This window comes from Enterococcus sp. DIV1206 (assembly GCF_051712485.1).
In the GTDB taxonomy this organism is placed as follows: domain Bacteria; phylum Bacillota; class Bacilli; order Lactobacillales; family Enterococcaceae; genus Enterococcus; species Enterococcus faecalis.
In genome coordinates, this window is the sequence record NZ_JBIOOZ010000001.1 from 2,396,743 (window position 1) to 2,415,156 (window position 18,414).

Genomic DNA, 18,414 nt, shown 5'->3' on the forward strand with positions numbered 1-18,414 from the left:
GCTAACTTTTTTCCCATAAAGGTAAAACAATGTTTTCATACGCTAGTGGATCTAAATTCGTTAAAGTAATGCCTAATAAACGGATTCCTTGTTCTAAACCTAAAATATCTTCCCAAATTAAATTCGCTTGATAGAAAAGTTCTTCTTTTTTAGAAATATATTCAGGTAATGTCACACGTTTCGTAATCGTCGTATAGTCAGTATAACGAACTTTCAGGACTACTGTTTTGCCATGTTTTTGCACTCGTTGCAATGCACGCTCAACACCTGCTGCTAATTGTCTCAATTGAGCCGTAACCTGCTCTTCCGTCGTTAAAGGGGTGCCGTAAGTATGTTCCTTGCCTACCGACTTACGATCTCTAGTCACTTGAACTGGCGCATCATGGATACCACGGACTTTACGATACAATGAATAACCCATTTTACCGAATAACCGAATCAACGTCATCTCATCTTGCTTGTATAAATCTGCTCCAGTAAAAATCCCTAGTTCATGCATTTTAGGCACTGTTTTTTTCCCGATTCCGTGGAAATCTTCAATCGGTAATGCTTTCAAAAAATCTTCGGCCTCTTCTGGTAAGACAACCGTCAGGCCCTTTGGTTTCTGAAAATCTGATGCTAACTTGGCTAAAAACTTATTGTAACTAACACCTGCCGAGCAAGTTAACTGCAATTCATGCCAAATATCATATTGAATCATTTTCGCAATTTTAATAGCCGACTTACTGTTGACCTTATTTTCAGTTACATCTAAATACGCTTCGTCAATAGATACTGGTTCAATCACATCTGTATAGCGGCGAAAAATTTCACGGATTTCTTGAGAAATTTCACTATATTTCTGATAATTACCTGGCTTAAAAATGGCACTTGGACATAGTTCATACGCCTTTTGAGCACTCATAGCCGAGTGAATACCGTACTGTCGAGCAATATAATTCGCTGTGGTCACCACTCCTTTGCCCCCAGTATCACTTGGATGGCGCGCAATAACTAACGGATGTCCTACTAGCTCTGGATGATCTCGTTCTTCAACTGAAGCAAAAAACGCATCCATATCTATATGTATAATTTTTCTCGACGTATCTTTTTTTAAGGGAAAACGTAATTCGCTCATCATTTTGATTCGCCTCCTCCCTCCATTATATACGAACGTCCGTTCTTTTTCAAATTGAAACTTCTTTATTTCAACCAGAAAAAGCTGAAAATCCGTGAAGTTATAAACACAGATTTCCAGCTTTTTAATTAAACAACCAATTGTTTTTGTTGATTATAGTAGCCTTTATAGGCAAGATAAGTTGCAATCACTGAACCAATACTTGTTGCTGATAGCAACATAAAAGTCACCATAATCTGATATTTTATCGCATGGACCGGATCAACGCCCGCAAAAATCAAGCCTGACATCATCCCAGGCAAACTAACAATTCCGACAGTTTTGGCAGAATCAATCGTCGGCGCCATCCCGGTTTTCACACTTTGTTGGATGATTGGTAAAGAGGCAAGTTTGATAGTTGCACCTAATGCTAGTTTCTCCATTACCGCTTGCCGTTGGTTTTGAAAAAGAGTATCTAAATTGCGATAGCATAAACCAATTGCCACCATCGAATTGCTGGCAATCATCCCACTGATAGGAATGATTTGAGAAGGAATAAATTTAATAGAACCAGAAAAAATCAAAATACCAATGGTAATTCCTGTACTACAACCAATTGCAATGAAAGAAATCAAAAAGCCCTTTTGTAATTGCTGGCTGCGTTTTTTTGCATTAAAGGCTGCGTTGGAAACAATCACCAAAACCATGATGAGCGTTAAAATCAGGTTATTGACTTGAAAAACATATTTTAATAAATAACCGACTGCGACTAATTGAATGACTGCTCGAATCACACTAATAATAATATCTTTGGTAAAACCTAATTTTTCTTTAGTACTAATAATTAATGCGACCATCACTAGCATGGCTGAAAAAAATAAGGATAAATTATTAACTGCTAAATCCATCTGTCGGCGCCACCTTTCCTGCTACAATACGAATCACTTGCTGTGCTTGCTGAATTTCTTCGGTATCATGCGTGACACGAACCAGCGTGACTCCTTGCTCTTTGTTTAATTGGTTTAACAATTGATTGACAATCTGTTTGCTTTCTTCATCTAATCCCGTTGTAACTTCGTCTAATAATAAAACATCTGGTACAAAAATAATGTTTCGTAGCAAAGCAACCCGTTGTCGCTCACCACCAGAGAGTTCGGCTATTTTCTTTTCAAGATAAGCAGCGGGCAATTTCACTTGTTGGAGTAATGCCACGACTTTTTCCTGATTAAACGCTTCTTGTCTGACGGTAAATGGAAATAATAAATTATCATACACGGTTTCACCAAATAAAGTTGGCTGCTGAAAACAATAAGAAACCTTTTGGCGGTATGTTTCGATTGGCATTGTAGTAATTGGCGCTTCTTGATAAAAAATTTCGCCTTCTGTAGGACTTAATAATGAAGATAAAATTTTTAAAAATGTACTTTTCCCGCTACCTGAAGGACCAACAATTGTTGTATTGCTACCTGTTTCAAATGACAAATCAATATCAGAAAGAATGCTACGACCATTTACTTGATAAGACACGCCTTCTGCTCGCAATAAATTACTCATGTTTCTCTCCTTTTTTAAATGGAATGATATTCTTTATATACTTCTTGTTTTTTTACATTTCTCAATTTGGCCACTTCTTTGATCGCCTCTTTGGAACTCCGTCCCTCTTCCTCCATTAAAACTTGTACATGTTCTTTGAGGGAAATAGCTGGCATTGCTGCTATTGTCTCTTTCTCACCAGTAAATCCGCTAACTAATAAACAACACTCGCCTTTTAGCGTATTTTCTGCTAAATATTCTGTTAGTTCTCCTAAGGTACCTCGTAAATACTCTTCGTGAAGTTTCGTTAATTCTCGACAAATCACAGCAGGGCGTTCTTGACCATAGACTTCAGCAAACGTTGCTACCGTTTTAGCAATCCGATAGGGGGACTCATAAAAAATCTGTGTTGGCCGTTCTTCTTTTAATGCTGATAACACGTCTTTCTGTTCCTTTTTCTTTCTTGGTAAAAAACCATAAAACGTAAATGGCTGTGGTAAAAGACCCGAGGCAATCAAGGCGGTCATTCCTGCCGTAGGTCCTGGCAAGGCAATCACTGCCAGTTCTTCTTCAAGACATGCTGTAACCAATTCATGACCAGGATCACTAATTGAAGGCATACCTGCATCGCTAACTTGGGCAATCGTTTCACCATTCAGCAATCGTGTAATCAGTTGAGGAATTCGCTCTTTGTAATTATGTTCGTGTAAACTAATTTGTGGTGTTGTAATCTCAAAATGATTTAGCAATTTTTGTGTGTTTCTTGTGTCTTCACTAGCAATCACCGTTGCTTCTTTCAATATGTTTAAACAACGAATACTCATATCTTCTAAATTGCCGATCGGTGTTGGGACAAGATACAATTTTCCTTTTGTTGTTTGCTTATCAAAACTTTTCTGTTTTTGCATAGCGCATCCCTCATTTTCCTTTTTCGTTCTATAAATAGATAAAGGTTTGATTTGACAATCGATTGACTGTCAAACCAAACCTTTCCTTTTTATTTGCAGTGTCCACTAGACTTAACGCGTACGTTCCCCATAAATAACATCAAGACAAAAGGCACATTCTTCATCATTTTCACGTCTTGAACCATATAAAATATTGCAGACATGGAAGCCCTCTTCATAAAGTTTTTCCAAATTCATACGTGATTTTGATAGCTCTTGTTTTTCAGTTTCAGTTGTATTTCCTGCTAACTTATTCAGTTCTTGGAGATGCTCCCGTAAGCGTTGGTTTTCGATTTCCAACGTGGTATTTTTTTCTACCAACTCATGGAGTGCTGCTTTAATTTCTCTTAATTGTGTCACGGAACTGTCTAAATCAGTTTCCAACGAATTTAATCCATCATAGAGCGAACGTTTATCCATTTTGATCACCTTTTTCAGCAGCAACTTTCGCAGTAGCTTCTTTGATTTCTTCGTAATCATAATCCGCTGCGATTTCACGACCATGCAGACGAACTTTGACAATCCGACTTAATAGATTCAACCCGACGACTTTACCTTTGCCATCTGGTGTTATTACTTCTTTTCCATAATCTGGTAATTCTTTTTTAGCGGCTTCATATTCGTCGTTTTCGTATTTCAAACAACACATTAAGCGGCCACATAATCCCGAAATTTTGACAGGATTTAAAGATAACCCTTGATCTTTAGCCATTTTGATTGAAACTGGCATAAAATCTCCTAGAAATGTTGAGCAACATAGTTGTCTGCCACAAGGGCCAATGCCACCTAATATTTTCGCTTCATCTCGGACACCAATTTGACGTAACTCAATTCGCGTCCGGAAAATAGCCGCTAAGTCTTTGACTAATTCACGAAAATCAATTCGCCCATCTGCCGTAAAGTAAAAAATCATTTTGCTACGATCGAAGGTATATTCTACTCGCACTAATTTCATTTTTAAGTCATGAGCTCGAATTTTTTCATTGGCAATGCTTTTGGCAGCTTCTGCATCAGCCAAATTTTTTTGTTCTTTTTCTAAATCATTGGCTGTTGCTTTATTTAAAATGGGTTTTAGGTCCTCTGGTAAATCGTCTGAATCGACTGTTTTTTTAGGAATAGCAACAGTAGCTAATTGTTTTGACTGTTGAGATTCAACGAGTACTTTCTCATTATAAATATACTCAGATTTTCCAGGAGCAAAATAATAGATATGACCGGCTTCACGGAAGCGAACTCCTACTACTTCTACCATTTTATTCCTCCTAATCTAGTTCAAGTGAACGTCGCTTCAATCGGTTAAGGAACTTGTGAAACAACTAAGTTCCTACTATATTATGAAACTGAATGCCACTTGGCACTTTTTTCCTTTATGATTTAGGGTGAATCATTTGGATAACTAATTGTTCACAAACATTTTGCCAACTAACATTGGCAGTCCATTTTTGGCGTGCTTTCAAAATTAGCGCCAACCGTTCCGCCTGCTCTTCCGTTACTTTTTTGGCTTGCTGTGTCGCAACACTTTCTTCCAATAATTGACGGTAATAAACCATGAGCAAGTCAAAGCTAAGCGCTTGTTGTTCTTTTTCCTTAAATACTTTGACCATTTTCTTCTGAACGTAGATAAATGCCTGTAAATCATTACTTTTTAGATAATTAAACCATTGCAAAATGATTTCCCTAGCTTCATTAAACCATTCATCTTGAGAGATTTCAACTGCTTTCTCAAAACTATTTGTCAGCTCAGCTAAAAGGGTTGCAGTCTTTTCACCAATCCCCTGTTTGATTAAGCGATCAATTAATGTTTTTTTGACTAATGGTTGAAAATGTAAGGTTTGGCATCGTGATTGAATCGTTGGTAAAATTCGAGAAAGCGAAGTGGTTTCTAAAATAGCTAAAATTTGTCCTTCTGGTTCTTCTAAAAATTTTAAGAGACTATTGGCTGCGCCGGTACTCATTTTATCTGCTTCTTGAATTAAGAAAACTTTTTTAGCAGTCTCGACCCCACTTTTAGAAAACTCCGCTTTTAATTCACGGATTTGGTTCACTTTGATGGTTTGCCCATCTGGCGCAATTCTTAAAACATCTGGATGTTCATTTTCATTAATCCGCACACAATTATGGCATTCGTTACAAGGCTGTTGATTTACTAAATTCGTACAAAAGACATGTTTCGCCATCCATAAGCCAAATTCTTGTTTTCCAGTTCCTGTATCTCCTTCAAAAAGATAAGCATGGGCAAGACGACCATGCTCAAAACTTTTTTGGAGTTGCTTGTACAGCAAAGGTTGCATTTGCTGTAGCTGTTGTGCTTCATTCATCTTAATATTGATGGAATCCTTCAACTGGTAAGACGAAGCAAGTAGCGCCGCCTACTTCAACTTCCACAGGATAAGGAATTTGGCCATCCATTGTGATATCTAAAGTCACAGGTGTTGAAACATATTGTTTTCTTGATTGACATGTTTCTTTAATTAAAGCTAATGTTTCGTCGACACGTTCATCATCAATCCCAATAATAAATGTGCTGTTTCCCGCTTTTAAGAATCCACCTGTTGAGGATAATTTTGTAGCACGAATATTGGCATCAATAAATTCGTTGGCTAATCGGTTACTATCTTTGTCTTGTACAATGGCTAAAATAATCTTCATGGTCTACACCTTCCTATAATTAAAAGTTTTCTGGATAACGTTCAATAATCGCCTGATACGTTGCTTCTACGACAAGTTCTAAACTCATACGTGCATCAATCTTTTTGATACGTTGTGGATTTTCTTCTGCTAATTTCAAATATTCATGACGAACACGTTGATGAAATTCTAATCCTTCTGAATCTAAGCGATCAATTTGCTGTGTTCGATTTTCTTGAATCCGCCGTAAGCCAGTATCTGAGTCAACGTCTAAATAAATTGTAAAATCTGGTGAGACACCTTCTGTCGCAAACGCATTAATTGAAGCAATGGGGGCAATCCCAATTCTACGCCCAGCGCCTTGGTAGGCTAATGAGCTGTCAACAAAACGATCACATAGGACTAAATGACCCGCTTCCAAAGCTGGCAAGATTTTTTCCACTAAATGTTGACGACGAGCAGCTGCGTAAAGTAAAGCTTCTGTTCGCTCATCCATTCTGTCATTTCTTGGATCTAAAATAACTGTTCGAATCTTTTCGGCAATCGGTATGCCGCCTGGTTCTCTTGTGGTGACAATTTTTCGTTTTGACTCTTTAGCTAATCTTTCAGAAACTTCCTTCAAAACACTGGTTTTGCCAGCGCCATCTGGACCTTCAAATGTGATAAAAATACCCTGCACGTGCGAAAACTCCAATCAATTTTTACTTGTATCTATTATACTTCATCTTGCTCTATCAGTCTAATTGAAATCCTTATGTCCTATTTAAAGTGATACATCCGCTGAAAAAAAAAACTGAAAAAGAAGTACGGAAAAGCTTGAACTGCGACATTTTCTCACAGAAACGACCTACTTCGATTTCAACCTCTTTTTCCAACGATGTTTCTTTTAAATTTCTCGACGCCCTTCGACTGCTTTTAGCAAGGTTATTTCGTCTGCATATTCAATATCGCTGCCGACAGACAAGCCGTGTGCCAAACGAGTAACGGTGATTCCAGCTGGTTTAATGAGCCGTGATAAATACATCGCCGTCGCTTCTCCTTCAGTGGTAGCGTTGGTTGCTATAATGACCTCTTTCACTTCATCATCGTGCAATCGTTTGATCAAAGAGGCAATATTAATATCTTCTGGTCCTGTTCCTTCCATCGGTGAAAGCACCCCGTGGAGTACGTGATACAAGCCTTGATATTCACGCATTTTTTCCATTGCCATAACGTCTTTTGGTTCTTCCACTACTAAAATAATACTACGGTCACGATTTTTATCTTGGCAAATTTCACAAGGATCTTCTTCAGTAATATTTCCGCAAATACTACAGAAATGGAGATCTCTCTTGACACTAATTAGCGCTTTTGCAAAAGCATTAGCATCTTCTTCTTTCATATCAATTGTATAAAAAGCAAGCCGTGTCGCTGTTTTTTGACCAATTCCTGGTAATTTCATATAACTTTCAATCAATTTTGCAATCGGTTCTGGATAATTCATGAGGCTTCTACAGTCCTTTCTTAGCAAGGCGTTTCTGTTATTACTGAGCGAGTTATAACAGATTTTGCGTCACTGAATATCTTATCACGCCCTGTCAAAAAAGCAACTGACAATTACTGCTTTCTAATACAAAAACAAGTCGTTAGTTACGAGCACTAAACGACTTGTTTTTGTATTAACCAATCCAGGTTTCGTGTGTATAGGCCATTTCCCAAAAAGCGTATTCCATCTCACTGCTGATAACAAAAGCGGTGATCATAGCTGCTTGTTCTTGTGGTGAACTTTCTTCATATAATTGGTCTAACAGTTGGCGTTCCTCTTGGACGTGTTGGTACGCTTCCTCCCCAGCATAGGTTTCAATCCAACGTTGGTACAGTGGCTCTGGTGAGTGTTGTTTGACTAACTGTGCACCAATTTCTTGATAGAGCCAAGAACAAGGCAACATACTTGCTGCGGCCGTCTTAGGCGTTCCTTCAATAAGTTGGCGATACATATGAGAAACATAGTGATACGCGGTTGGTGCAATCGGTGTCGCTGCAACCTCTTCTTCCGTAATCGCTAGTTCTTCAAAAAAAGTTTCACGAATAGCTAATTCGCCCAACGCGAGATTTTCCGCATTTGTTAAGAGTAATTTTTTCAATCGAGGTTGTTGCGTTTGTGCCGCAATCAAGCGATAAAGTTGACTAAAGTGTTTTAAATAGTAATGATCTTGAATTAAATAGTAGCGAAAAATCGTTGGACTCAAGGTTCCTTCATGTAATTCTGTGATAAAAGGATGCTGAAAACTCCCTTGCCAAGAAGCTTGCGCTTGTTCTTTGGCTTGTTCTGTAAATGTCATAGGTTTCTCCTTTACGTTAGAAAAATAAACAAATTGGTAAAAATGATGATCAAAATAGCAAGCCCCAGACTGACTTTTGCTGACACAAAATGCTCTTTTCGACTTCTGGTGGCTCCTTCTTCATAGCCATGGGCAGACATTGCTTCCGTATATTTATCTCGCCAAGAAACAGCGACGAGCAGTGTTTTAACATAAAGCATCGGCGACCAAAAATGAAACGTTTTGCCACGGAGTAGGCTCGCTTCTTTTAAATCATTAATTTCTCTTTTCACTTCAGGTAAGGCGTGAACCACCACTAAAATTCCATAAACAAAGTTCGGTGCTAGCCCCTTTTGTTCCAATAACAACAATAATTCTTCAAAATCAACGCCTACAGCAAAAGCTAGTCCTAAACCGGCAAAGGCATACGTTCGACTAAACAAAAGCCAGGCTTGTTGACTACTCGTACCATGCAAATAAATAGACCAAAACGTCCCGATTGCTGGTAAAAGTGGCAAGAAAAATAACCAAAGCAGTAAGCGGGATTTTCGCTGGCCTATTAAAAAAATGACACAACCCATAAAAACCGCCAAATTTGCCAAAATTGACTGAGAAAAAGATAATTCAAAGGTCAAAATAAGAATCAAAGAAGCATAAATTGCTGCATCTGTTTGCTTTATTTGCATGTGGTTCCCTCCTGCCAGATAATCAGTTGTTGCTGCAGCAATTCTATTCGGTAATTGCTCACGCCAGAGAGAGGTTCTAGCCGATGCGTGACGATTAGAAAATCTTGTTGCGCACTTTTTTCTTTGATCCATTCAACAAAATAATTGCATGCTCGCTCATCTAATCCAGCAAAAGGTTCATCTAAAAGTAAACAGTCCAAATCTAAGCTCAGCAAACTGATTAATTGCACCATCTTTTTTTGCCCTTCACTTAGTTGAAAAACACTGTGCTCTAGTTTTTCTTTTAAACCTAAAAAAGTTAAGGCTTCCTCTTGTTTTCTTCTTTTTTCTGCTGTCATGTTCTGACCAAACAAAAGCTCTTCTCGTAAAGTCAACGTGACAAACTGACGATTGGCTTGTTGCACCGCTAATGTCATGTGTTGATACAATTTTTTTGAAGCCCGCAAGCGGCGGCCCGCCAAGAACATTTTTCCTTGATATTTTTGTCTCTGAACGATGGCTTTTAATAAGGTGGATTTCCCCGCCCCATTTGGCCCCGTCAACGTGGTAATTCCTTTAAAAAAAAGCGCTTCTTTTTCTTCAAGTAGCACTCGCTTTCCCTGAGACAAACGAAAATTTTTCAATTGGAGCATTGGTTGTTTTACCACAGAAGTTGTAAGCTGAAATGTCTGCGGTTTTGTTTTGATAAACGTCAACGGTTGCTTTTCAAACTGGCCGTTTTTCAACGTGACGACTTGGTCCACAACATCAGCGTAATCGCTGAAATCGTGGTCGCACACCAAAATCGTTTTGCCTGCTTGATGGAGTCTTGCTAAAATTTGAATAAATTGTTTTCGAGAGGTTGGATCAATACTTGCAAAAGGTTCATCTAATAAAAGAATATCTGGGTTCATTGCTAGCAGAACTGTCAACGCCGCTTTTTGTTTTTCACCACCAGATAACGTCGCTAATTCTCGTGTGAATAAGGTTTGAGTCTTAACAAGTTGAAGCGCTGTTTGGATTTTTCGATTCATTTCTTCAGGCGAGATTCCTAGATTTTCTAAAGCAAAAATCAGTTCTCGTTCCAAGGTTTTCATTGTAAATTGTTGACTGGGATTTTGAAACAGCATGCCAATTTTTTGCGCCTTTTCACGAGTTGATAATTGTCGGCGTTCTATTCCTTCAATCAAAATTTCTCCTTGGTAATCAAGCGGAGCAAATCCGGCAATCAATCGTAAGAGCGTTGATTTTCCACTACCACTATCGCCAATTAATAAGGAAAACGTTCCTTGAGGAATTGCTAAATTTGTCTTTTCAAACAATGGTTGTTCTCGTGAAAAGGACACAGCTTTTAATTGGATACTATTCATTTTGCCTTCACAGCTAACCCTTGCGCAGACTGATACATTCGTAAAATAACTTTCGTTAAGAAAATACCAAAGAAACAAATGGAAACGAACCGAACGCTAATTAAAGCAATGTTCATCCCCAGACCGTAATTGCCATAACCAAACTTAAAGTATTCATACACATAACTAAAAATAGTCGTCCCAATCGCACTATAAAATAACGTGAGTGTATCGTACCGTTTGTAGCGTGTCACAAAAAAGCCACTTTCACTACCTAGGCCTTGAATCACACCAGAAATTAATACACTAGGTCCGAAATACGAACCATAAAGCATTTCTGCCAAAGCGGCTAAAACTTCCGCCAAAACAGCACTTCCCGCTCGTGGAATCAGCATCGCTGCAATTGGTGCCACCATGGTCCACATTCCAAATAAAAGCTCATTGGCAAATGGACTCAGTCCTAATGGTAACAGCGCAGCATTCAATAACGCATAGAGGAACCCTGCCCCCATAAAAACACCGCCAAACAAAAAGGCTAAAAAAGCGAGTAAGACGACTTGTTGCAATGACCATTTTTTCAATAAAAAAACTCCTTTCTCTTAACAAAAAGCAAAAGGAGTGACTTAAATAAACCCTGATAAAAGAAAACACACTCATCCTAGGACAGAATGAGTGCGTGAAAAATCAAAGTAAATCGGCATTTCCCTGCGACAGTACTAACTGCATCAGGTTCAATGGGTATCATCTCAGCCATAACAGCACCCCAAATGTTTTTTATTAAAATGTACTTTTACTATAGCATAGAATAATTATAAAAACTAGTCTTGGCACTTTTTTCTTTCATCAAAAGCTGAAGAAATCAAACAATTTTGTAAGATAACTGTTAGGCAAATAAATGGTTGGTTTTTCTGGACTTTGTTATATTGTTCTTTATGAAAGAGAGGCGTTTATACTATGGGTAAAACATTAACTGGCTTTCACTTGAAAGTCATTGGGGTTATTTCAATGGTCTTTGACCATCTATTGCAATTTTTTAGTTTTTTAGGCGTGCCTGGTTGGTTCGGATGGATTGGACGAATTGCTGCACCTATTTTCTTATTTGAAAGTTCTGAAGGCTTCATTCACACAAGCAATCGGCGAAAATACATGTTCCGGTTATTGTTAGGCTTCTGGATTATGGGGATTCTGAACGGCATTTTAAATGCGTATTTTTCAACAGGTGGCTTAATTATCAATAATATTTTTGGGACGTTATTTTTAGGTACGGTCTACATGCAGTCTATGGACTATTTTAAACAAAAACAAATTGGTAAAGGACTTCTTTGGTTTATTGTGCCTTTATTAATCAGTGCTCTACCTCTCGTTGTTTTTAGTTCTCCAGACATATTAAGCAACCCTGCTATCTTAATTGGTTTCCAAATTTTCAATCTGATTGTGCCATCACTAATGATGACAGAAGGTGGGTTTTTATTTGTTCTCTTGGCTGTGGCTTTTTATTTATTCCATGGCAAAAAGTGGTTACAAATTTCAGCACTTGGCGTTGTTGCGTTGATTTCAGCAGCCAGCTATAATTTCCAAGAACTATTCGGGGTGAACCACCAATGGATGATGATTTTAGCAGCGATTCCAATTGTTCTTTATAATGGTGAAAAAGGCCGTGGCATGCGGAATTTCTTTTATATTTTCTATCCAGCTCACATTGCTATTTTTGCAATTATTAGTTTCTTCATGCAACGTTAATTATTTTCTGCTTGACGATTGCCTAAAAACTGTTTACAATGCAACATGTAAACAAATCGTACAGATAACACGCAAGTTGCGTGTCGAGAGAGAGGCGGTTTCTATTCTTATAGAAACTGCTTCTATTTTTTTACGAAAAAATGAAAACTATAGAGGTGATTAAATGGAACAAAAAAACGTACGATTATTCCCTGCCGTTTTAGCGACAGGAATTATGTCTTTTGCTGGCGTATTAATTGAAACAGCAATGAATGTAACCTTTCCGACATTAACAAAGGAATTTGGTGTTTCCACCGGTACCGTGCAGTGGGTGACAACGATTTATTTATTAGTTATTTCTATCATGGTGCCCTTATCCAATTATTTATTAAAAACCTATTCGTTAAGACGCTTATTTATCGTTGCGAATCTTTTCTTTTTGATTGGTTTAGCGATTGATGTCTATTCGCCATCTTTCAGTATCTTGTTATTAGGCCGACTCTTCCAAGGGGCTAGCACTGGGATTGCTTTGCCACTGATGTTTCATATTATTTTGAACTTTACCCCGCTGGAAAAACGAGGAACGATGATGGGGGTAGGCACATTGACCACTTCAATTGCTCCAGCCATTGGTCCAACGTATGGTGGAATCTTAACATCTTCCCTGTCTTGGCACGCCATCTTTTTATTCTTAATTCCTATTTTACTACTTTCTTTGTTTATGGGATTATCTGCTATTCCAGAAATACCTGTTAAAAAAACCACCACTCTTGATTTGGTTAGTTTAATTGGTATTGCCCTGTTATTTAGTGGTTTGTTGATGTTTTTAAGTAAAATTGGCACATTGTTTGGCTGGCTTTCACTTCTGGCAGCCATTATTGGCTTTGTTATTTTTTATAAACGAGCAACGACGGCTGAACAGCCACTAGTTCGTTTGACAATTTTAAAAAATCCCGCCTTTGTTTTATTTTTATGTGGCTTTTTAGTTTGTCAATTCTTATTGTTAGGTATTTCCTTTGTCTTACCAAACTTTGTTCAAATCGTCCTTGGAAAAAATGCGTTTGTAGCTGGGCTAGTCATGCTGCCAGGTGCTACAGTCGGGGCCATTTTGGCACCACTTTCTGGACGAGTGTTGGATCAATACGGCGCTAAAAAACCTATATTATTTGGCTTAAGTTTGGCGACAATCGGTTGGCTAGCTTTAACAATTTTACTAGAGATGCCTGTTTTATTAGGATTCGTCGCTGGACATGTTACCTATATGATTGGTCTAGGTTTTGCATACAGTAATATGATGACGACTGGTATGAGCTTGTTAGAGGAGAAAGATTTTGGCGACGGCAATACGTTATTTAATACACTTCAACAATTTTCTGGCGCTATTGCGACGGCCATTGTAGCGACGATTATTAATATCGCTCAAGACCACGCAGATAATTTTGCTCAGGGGACAACGATGGGCTCCCTCATTTCTCTGATTTTCTTGTTAACCTTATTAGTAATTGTTTTAATTGCTTGCTGGAATTATTTCCGCAAAAAAGCTTAAAAAAAAGCAGCTGGTCAGTTCCATAGTGACCAGCTGTTTTTTTTAGTTTTCTAAAGATAGTTGTTTTTTTATGCTTCTTGCTTCCGAATATAAAGTACGAACAAGACAGCAATTAGCACGATAAAACCACCAAAAATCGGTGTATATGTTACTGATAAATGATCTGTGACCACCCCACCTGTCATTGAGCCGACGGTAATCCCAATATTAAAGGCTGCAATATTAAAAGCTGAGGCCAAAGTGATATCTTCTGGAACATACTTTTCCGCTAATTCTACAACATATAGTTGTAAACCAGGTACATTCATAAAGGCAAATAGGCCCAACATCAAACTTGCTAATAAGCCTAGAAGACTGTTATCCATTAAAACAGTAATGAATAAAAAGACTAAGGACAGAATTAATAAGCTAAACATTTTTACTAACGAATCTAAGGGTTTTTTATTTGCCCAGTGACCACCTACTGTATTGCCAATTGCGACCATTACGCCATAAACAACTAAAATAATCACTACCGCGTTGGCTGAAAAGCCTAAATTTTCCAATAACGGTGACAAGTACGTATATGCAGCAAACGTTCCACCATAACCAAAAGCAGTAATTAGAAAAGAGAAAACGAGGGGTTTGTTCGTAAAAATCCGCGTGATTCCTTTTAAGTCAACCTTCCCTGGTATCGGTAAATTTTTGGGAACTAAAAAATAACTAGCAATCAGTCCCACCAAGCCAATACTGGCTATAAAAAGAAAGGACATATGCCAAGCTGTTTGTTGCCCAATAAACGTCCCTAAAGGTACACCAGTCACTGTTGCAACCGTTAAGCCCGTAAACATAATAGCAATGGCACTGGCTCGACGTGATGGAGGCACAACATCTGCGGCGATGACAGTCGAAACAGACATGAAAATACCATGCGCCAATGCAGAAAGTATCCGCCCTACCAATAAAATAATAAACGTTGGCGCAAATGCAGCAATTAAATTCCCACTAATGAAAAGAAGCATAATCCCCAGCATTAATGAGCGACGATTCCATTTCCCTGTCAAAATTGTTAATAACGGCGCCCCAATCGTCACACCTAAAGCGTACAAAGAAACAGTCAAACCTGCTTGGGAAAGACTAATATGAAAACTTTTAACAATCATTGGTAATAAACCCACACTAATAAATTCTGTTGAACCGATTGCGAAAGCATTGATAGCTAATGCAAAGAGCGTTAAATTTGGTGAAATTTTCTTTTCCATTCTCTTCCTCCTAAAAAACATTTGAATTTCAACAAAAATTACTATATACTAAGATTGAATTTTTGATAAGTACCTACTTTTTTGTATCATAGGTACCTTTTAGTAACTTTTGTTTATTATCAACCTGTTAAGGAGGAATGTTTTTTGGAAACTCGTACATATGCGATTGGTGTCGAAGCAACGATGGATGTTATTGGTGGCAAATGGAAGCCAATTATTCTGTGTAATTTACGGCACGGTGCCATGCGCCCCAGCGATTTAAAACGCGGCATTACTGGCATTAGTCAAAAAATGCTGACACAACAATTACGGGAACTCGAAGAAGACAACATTATCGAGCGAAAAGTTTACAACCAAGTTCCACCAAAAGTCGAATATTATTTAAGCGATTATGGTCAAAGCCTCTCTGCTGTCTTAGATAACTTATGTAATTGGGGAGAATCCCACGTGGCTCATTTGCAAGAACAAGGCCAAGAAATTTATTTAAAATGTGAAGATTAGTGAACAAAACGTTTATAACCTATATCAAAAAAGAGCTTTAAGCTATTTAAGAGCCTGGGGAAAAATCTAAAATGATTTTTCCCCAGGCTCTTCTTATGCTTTAATAACTTGAATATCTTGCGTTAATTGGGCCCAATGATTAGTAGGTCCGTGACCATGTCCAACAGAAATTGCTTGGCTAATGGCCCCTTGTATAAACTGTTTGCCAATCACAATCGCTGCTTCTAACGGCGTGCCTTTTGCTAATTCGGCTGCGATACACGCTGAAAAAGTATCTCCTGTTCCATGAGTATTTTTCGTTACAATTCGTGGTGCACTTAGCCAAAAGCTCGAACCGTCTTCCATTAACACATAATCAGCCGCTTGTTGATTTGTGCTATGTCCGCCTTTCATAATAATATTTTTTGTGCCCAATTGCTGTAATTTTTTTGCTGCGGTCTGCATTTCTTGTTCTGTCTTGATGGTCGTCTCTAGTAAAACTTCCGCTTCTGGTAAATTAGGTGTCACGACCGTTGCTAATGGCAACAGTTGCTCTTTAATCGTTTGAACTGCCTCGGCTTCTAACAAATGATGTCCACCTTTAGCCACCATTACAGGATCGACAATCAACGGACCAAAATCAACTTTCTGCAAATTGCGAACAACAGCTTCGACACGCTCACTATCTGCTAACATCCCCGTTTTCGCTGCCCCAATTTTAAAATCAGCCGCCAGTGATTGAAATTGTGCATCAATAAATGAACTAGGAATCGGTAAGCTATCTTGCACGCCATACGTATTTTGTGCCGTCAATGCAATGACAATATTTAAACCAAATGCCTGCCGCGCTTGAAATGTTTTTAAATCTGCTTGCATGCCAGCTCCCCCACCAGAATCAGAACCAGCAATCGTGACTACTTGTGGTGTCAAATTATATTCGGTCATTTTCTCACCTCCAACATTCGCTCCGTTACACGCATCAACCCTTGAACTTTCTCGGTTATCTGTTCAGCCAGCATAATTTCACTGACCAGTGAAACACCAGCCACTCCCGTTCCCATAAGTTGTTCTATATTTTCTTCTTTGATCCCACCAATCGCCACAACAGGAATCGTGACTGCTGCGGCAATTTCAGAAAGTGTCTGCAAAGAAGTTAACGGACTGTCCTTAGTCGTTGTGGGGAAAATTGCGCCCACGCCTAAATAATCAGCGCCCTCGTTTTCCGCTTCAACTCCTCGTGCCACCGTTTTGGCTGAAACACCTACGATTTTTGTGGACCCAACCAGTTTTCGCACAAGAGCAACCGGTAATTCATCATCCCCTATATGCACACCTGCCGCATCCACTGCCAAGCAAATATCGACACGATCATTAATAATCAACGGAATCTGATACGCATCTGTTACCGCTTTAACTTTCACTGCTAATTCGTAAAAGCGACGTGTTGACACTTCCTTTTCGCGCAGTTGGACCAATGTCACTCCACTGCGACAAGCAGTTTCAATTCGTTTTAAAAATTCAGTATCACTAAAATCATACCGTCCTGTCACCAAATAAACTTTCAATTGCTCTCTCATAGCACTCGTCCTTTCACCGCCTCAAACCAATCCTTCTCCTTCATTAAAAGAGATAACTGATTTAACGTATTTTGGCGAAAATCGGCCAGCCCTTGGCTCTTAGTCTGGGCTTTTTCTCCGCAAAGATTAAAATAGCTCACTGCGGCTACTGCCGCAGTCATTGGCGCGTTGCCTTCACCTAATAAAGCGGCAACTAATGCGCCGACTAAATCGCCCGTGCCAGTGAAACAATCCAACTCAGGCACGCCATTTTGTAAGACAATCACTTGCTCTTGGTTAACCAAAACATCTTGAATCCCTGTTGCTAAAAATACCGTCTGGGGAAACTTTTGTGTTTGTTGACGTAAAGCTTGAATCAGCTCCTCAATTGCTTCTTCACTTTGATCCAAAGGGCTGCCATCCACTCCTCGGCCATGACTCACCAACTGGCAAAAAGTCCGCATTTCTGAAAGATTCCCTTTCACAACGGTTGGCTGATTGTGCACCAGCTTTTCCCCGACTTCATTTCGAATATCACTGGCGCCATAACCGACTAAATCGACTACGGTCGGTTTATTCACTTGCCGAGCATAATCACTAGCTGCTAACAAGCTTTGCTCTCGTTCTTGTGATAAATGGCCTAAATTCAAAACCAAGGCACTGGTTTGCTGAAACAACTGCGGAAATTCCCGGGGATCATCTGCCATAATGGGTTTAGCATCAATATAAAGTAATGCATTCGCCATAGACTCACACGTAATTTCATTCGTAATGCACTGAATTAATGGTGCCGTTGTCAGTGGAAAAATCGTTTCAAACTTAACGCTTGTTTTCATAAAAGTACCCTCCCAAAAATAATTCCTGTGTTTGTTTAAATACCCGAGTTTCTTTCAGTTTTACTAAGACAAGCCAAGCAATCACTGAACCAATCAGTGTGGCACCAATAAATCGTGGTGTATAAATGAACCAATAAAAATTCTGCTTACTGCCAGTAAACCAAACCATTACAGGATAGGACAATAACGAGCCAATGATGCCTGTCCCAAAAATTTCCCCTAGCATCGACCAGCCTAATTTTTGTCCCCATTGATAAAATAAACCAGCAAAAAACGCGCCAAAGACGGCACCTGTTAACGCTAATGGCGGAATACCTAAGAACGTCATACGGATTAAGCCGCAGACAAGTGCCATGAGAGTTCCGTAAAGAGGACCTAATAAAACTCCGGCAATAATGTTCATGACACTGGACATAGGGGCCATTCCCTCAATTCGCATTAACGGCGATAATACAACGTCCATCGCAATCATTAAAGCCAGTAACGTAACTCTGTGGATTCGATTTTTTTCCACGTAA

22 protein-coding genes and 1 riboswitch are annotated in these 18,414 nt (G+C 38.9%); of the genes, 3 read left to right on the plus strand and 19 right to left on the minus strand.

Translation table 11 applies throughout. From position 1 onward, the window contains the following. Nucleotide 1: 1 nt before the first annotated feature. The 14 genes from dinB to IGK86_RS11935 all read right to left on the minus strand — a co-directional run bounded on the left by dinB (nucleotide 2) and on the right by IGK86_RS11935 (nucleotide 11,099). Entirely contained in the window at nucleotides 2–1,117 is a 1,116-nt protein-coding gene (gene dinB, locus IGK86_RS11870; protein ID WP_023894966.1) for a DNA polymerase IV, read from the minus strand. A gap of 128 nt (nucleotides 1,118–1,245) precedes the next feature. Then, entirely contained in the window at nucleotides 1,246–2,004 is a 759-nt protein-coding gene (locus IGK86_RS11875) for an ABC transporter permease (RefSeq protein WP_010713130.1), read from the minus strand. Further along, the gene (locus IGK86_RS11880) at nucleotides 1,988–2,650 is read right to left on the minus strand and encodes an ABC transporter ATP-binding protein (RefSeq protein ID WP_002356375.1); all 663 of its coding nucleotides are present in this window, start codon (nucleotides 2,648–2,650) and stop codon (nucleotides 1,988–1,990) included. Before IGK86_RS11880 ends, IGK86_RS11875 begins: the two co-directional genes overlap by 17 nt. A gap of 14 nt (nucleotides 2,651–2,664) precedes the next feature. After that, nucleotides 2,665–3,537, minus strand: coding sequence for a 16S rRNA (cytidine(1402)-2'-O)-methyltransferase (gene rsmI, locus IGK86_RS11885; RefSeq protein ID WP_002359438.1), 873 nt, complete (start codon nucleotides 3,535–3,537; stop codon nucleotides 2,665–2,667). Between the two features lie 111 nt (nucleotides 3,538–3,648). Beyond that, nucleotides 3,649–3,996: a DNA replication initiation control protein YabA gene (locus IGK86_RS11890; RefSeq protein ID WP_002356372.1), complete on the minus strand. Its 348-nt coding sequence runs from the start codon at nucleotides 3,994–3,996 to the stop codon at nucleotides 3,649–3,651. Beyond that, nucleotides 3,989–4,828 carry a PSP1 domain-containing protein gene (locus IGK86_RS11895; protein ID WP_002356371.1) on the minus strand — a complete coding sequence of 280 codons (840 nt, stop codon included), beginning with the start codon at nucleotides 4,826–4,828 and terminating at the stop codon, nucleotides 3,989–3,991. The genes IGK86_RS11890 and IGK86_RS11895 overlap by 8 nt, the downstream gene beginning before the upstream one ends. A 115-nt stretch (nucleotides 4,829–4,943) precedes the next feature. Next, nucleotides 4,944–5,894 carry a DNA polymerase III subunit delta' gene (holB, locus tag IGK86_RS11900; protein WP_002384059.1) on the minus strand — a complete coding sequence of 317 codons (951 nt, stop codon included), beginning with the start codon at nucleotides 5,892–5,894 and terminating at the stop codon, nucleotides 4,944–4,946. Nucleotide 5,895: 1 nt separating this feature from the next. Further along, nucleotides 5,896–6,225 (minus strand): cyclic-di-AMP receptor, encoded by a 330-nt coding sequence (locus tag IGK86_RS11905; RefSeq protein ID WP_002356367.1) that lies wholly within the window; start codon nucleotides 6,223–6,225, stop codon nucleotides 5,896–5,898. A 19-nt stretch (nucleotides 6,226–6,244) separates the two neighbouring features. Further along, nucleotides 6,245–6,883, minus strand: a complete 639-nt coding sequence (gene tmk, locus IGK86_RS11910; RefSeq protein WP_002356366.1) for a dTMP kinase — start codon at nucleotides 6,881–6,883, stop codon at nucleotides 6,245–6,247. Between the two features lie 207 nt (nucleotides 6,884–7,090). Further along, entirely contained in the window at nucleotides 7,091–7,687 is a 597-nt protein-coding gene (recR, locus tag IGK86_RS11915; RefSeq protein WP_002356363.1) for a recombination mediator RecR, read from the minus strand. 175 nt (nucleotides 7,688–7,862) lie between these two features. Beyond that, the gene (tenA, locus tag IGK86_RS11920; RefSeq protein ID WP_002362330.1) at nucleotides 7,863–8,525 is read right to left on the minus strand and encodes a thiaminase II; all 663 of its coding nucleotides are present in this window, start codon (nucleotides 8,523–8,525) and stop codon (nucleotides 7,863–7,865) included. Nucleotides 8,526–8,536: 11 nt separating this feature from the next. Continuing rightward, entirely contained in the window at nucleotides 8,537–9,190 is a 654-nt protein-coding gene (locus tag IGK86_RS11925) for a CbiQ family ECF transporter T component (protein ID WP_010713128.1), read from the minus strand. Beyond that, nucleotides 9,181–10,539 carry an ABC transporter ATP-binding protein gene (locus IGK86_RS11930; RefSeq protein ID WP_104877068.1) on the minus strand — a complete coding sequence of 453 codons (1,359 nt, stop codon included), beginning with the start codon at nucleotides 10,537–10,539 and terminating at the stop codon, nucleotides 9,181–9,183. The genes IGK86_RS11925 and IGK86_RS11930 overlap by 10 nt, the downstream gene beginning before the upstream one ends. Further along, complete coding sequence (locus IGK86_RS11935; protein WP_002359429.1) at nucleotides 10,536–11,099, minus strand: ECF transporter S component; 564 nt, start codon at nucleotides 11,097–11,099, stop codon at nucleotides 10,536–10,538. Before IGK86_RS11935 ends, IGK86_RS11930 begins: the two co-directional genes overlap by 4 nt. 104 nt (nucleotides 11,100–11,203) lie before the next feature. Then, a riboswitch (TPP riboswitch) is annotated at nucleotides 11,204–11,294 on the minus strand. 178 nt (nucleotides 11,295–11,472) lie between these two features. On the opposite strand from IGK86_RS11935, the gene IGK86_RS11940 reads away from it, so the two are divergent. Together IGK86_RS11940 and IGK86_RS11945 are read left to right on the plus strand one after the other, a co-directional pair. Then, on the plus strand, nucleotides 11,473–12,258 hold the full coding sequence (locus IGK86_RS11940; protein WP_002374038.1) for a TraX family protein: 786 nt from the start codon (nucleotides 11,473–11,475) through the stop codon (nucleotides 12,256–12,258). A 163-nt stretch (nucleotides 12,259–12,421) separates the two neighbouring features. Then, nucleotides 12,422–13,783: an MFS transporter gene (locus IGK86_RS11945; protein ID WP_016616052.1), complete on the plus strand. Its 1,362-nt coding sequence runs from the start codon at nucleotides 12,422–12,424 to the stop codon at nucleotides 13,781–13,783. Between the two features lie 68 nt (nucleotides 13,784–13,851). Here the strand turns inward: IGK86_RS11945 and IGK86_RS11950 are convergent, their stop codons facing one another. Beyond that, a complete protein-coding gene (locus IGK86_RS11950) occupies nucleotides 13,852–15,024 on the minus strand; it encodes an MFS transporter (protein WP_002382489.1) in 1,173 nt (390 codons plus the stop codon). Nucleotides 15,025–15,168: 144 nt separating this feature from the next. Here IGK86_RS11950 and IGK86_RS11955 point away from each other — a divergent pair, with 144 nt between their 5' ends. After that, nucleotides 15,169–15,525, plus strand: a complete 357-nt coding sequence (locus tag IGK86_RS11955) for a winged helix-turn-helix transcriptional regulator (protein ID WP_002356348.1) — start codon at nucleotides 15,169–15,171, stop codon at nucleotides 15,523–15,525. A 93-nt stretch (nucleotides 15,526–15,618) separates the two neighbouring features. Here IGK86_RS11955 and thiD read toward each other — a convergent pair whose 3' ends face one another. Genes thiD through thiW form a run of 4 tightly spaced genes read right to left on the minus strand, consistent with a single transcriptional unit; the run spans nucleotide 15,619 to nucleotide 18,368 of the window. Continuing rightward, nucleotides 15,619–16,449, minus strand: a complete 831-nt coding sequence (gene thiD, locus IGK86_RS11960) for a bifunctional hydroxymethylpyrimidine kinase/phosphomethylpyrimidine kinase (RefSeq protein ID WP_002362487.1) — start codon at nucleotides 16,447–16,449, stop codon at nucleotides 15,619–15,621. Then, a complete protein-coding gene (thiE, locus tag IGK86_RS11965) occupies nucleotides 16,446–17,081 on the minus strand; it encodes a thiamine phosphate synthase (protein WP_002365071.1) in 636 nt (211 codons plus the stop codon). The genes thiD and thiE overlap by 4 nt, the downstream gene beginning before the upstream one ends. Next, nucleotides 17,078–17,896 carry a hydroxyethylthiazole kinase gene (locus tag IGK86_RS11970; RefSeq protein WP_002376476.1) on the minus strand — a complete coding sequence of 273 codons (819 nt, stop codon included), beginning with the start codon at nucleotides 17,894–17,896 and terminating at the stop codon, nucleotides 17,078–17,080. The genes thiE and IGK86_RS11970 overlap by 4 nt, the downstream gene beginning before the upstream one ends. Further along, nucleotides 17,880–18,368, minus strand: coding sequence for an energy coupling factor transporter S component ThiW (thiW, locus tag IGK86_RS11975; RefSeq protein WP_002356342.1), 489 nt, complete (start codon nucleotides 18,366–18,368; stop codon nucleotides 17,880–17,882). Before thiW ends, IGK86_RS11970 begins: the two co-directional genes overlap by 17 nt. Between the last annotated feature and the right edge of the window lie 46 nt (nucleotides 18,369–18,414).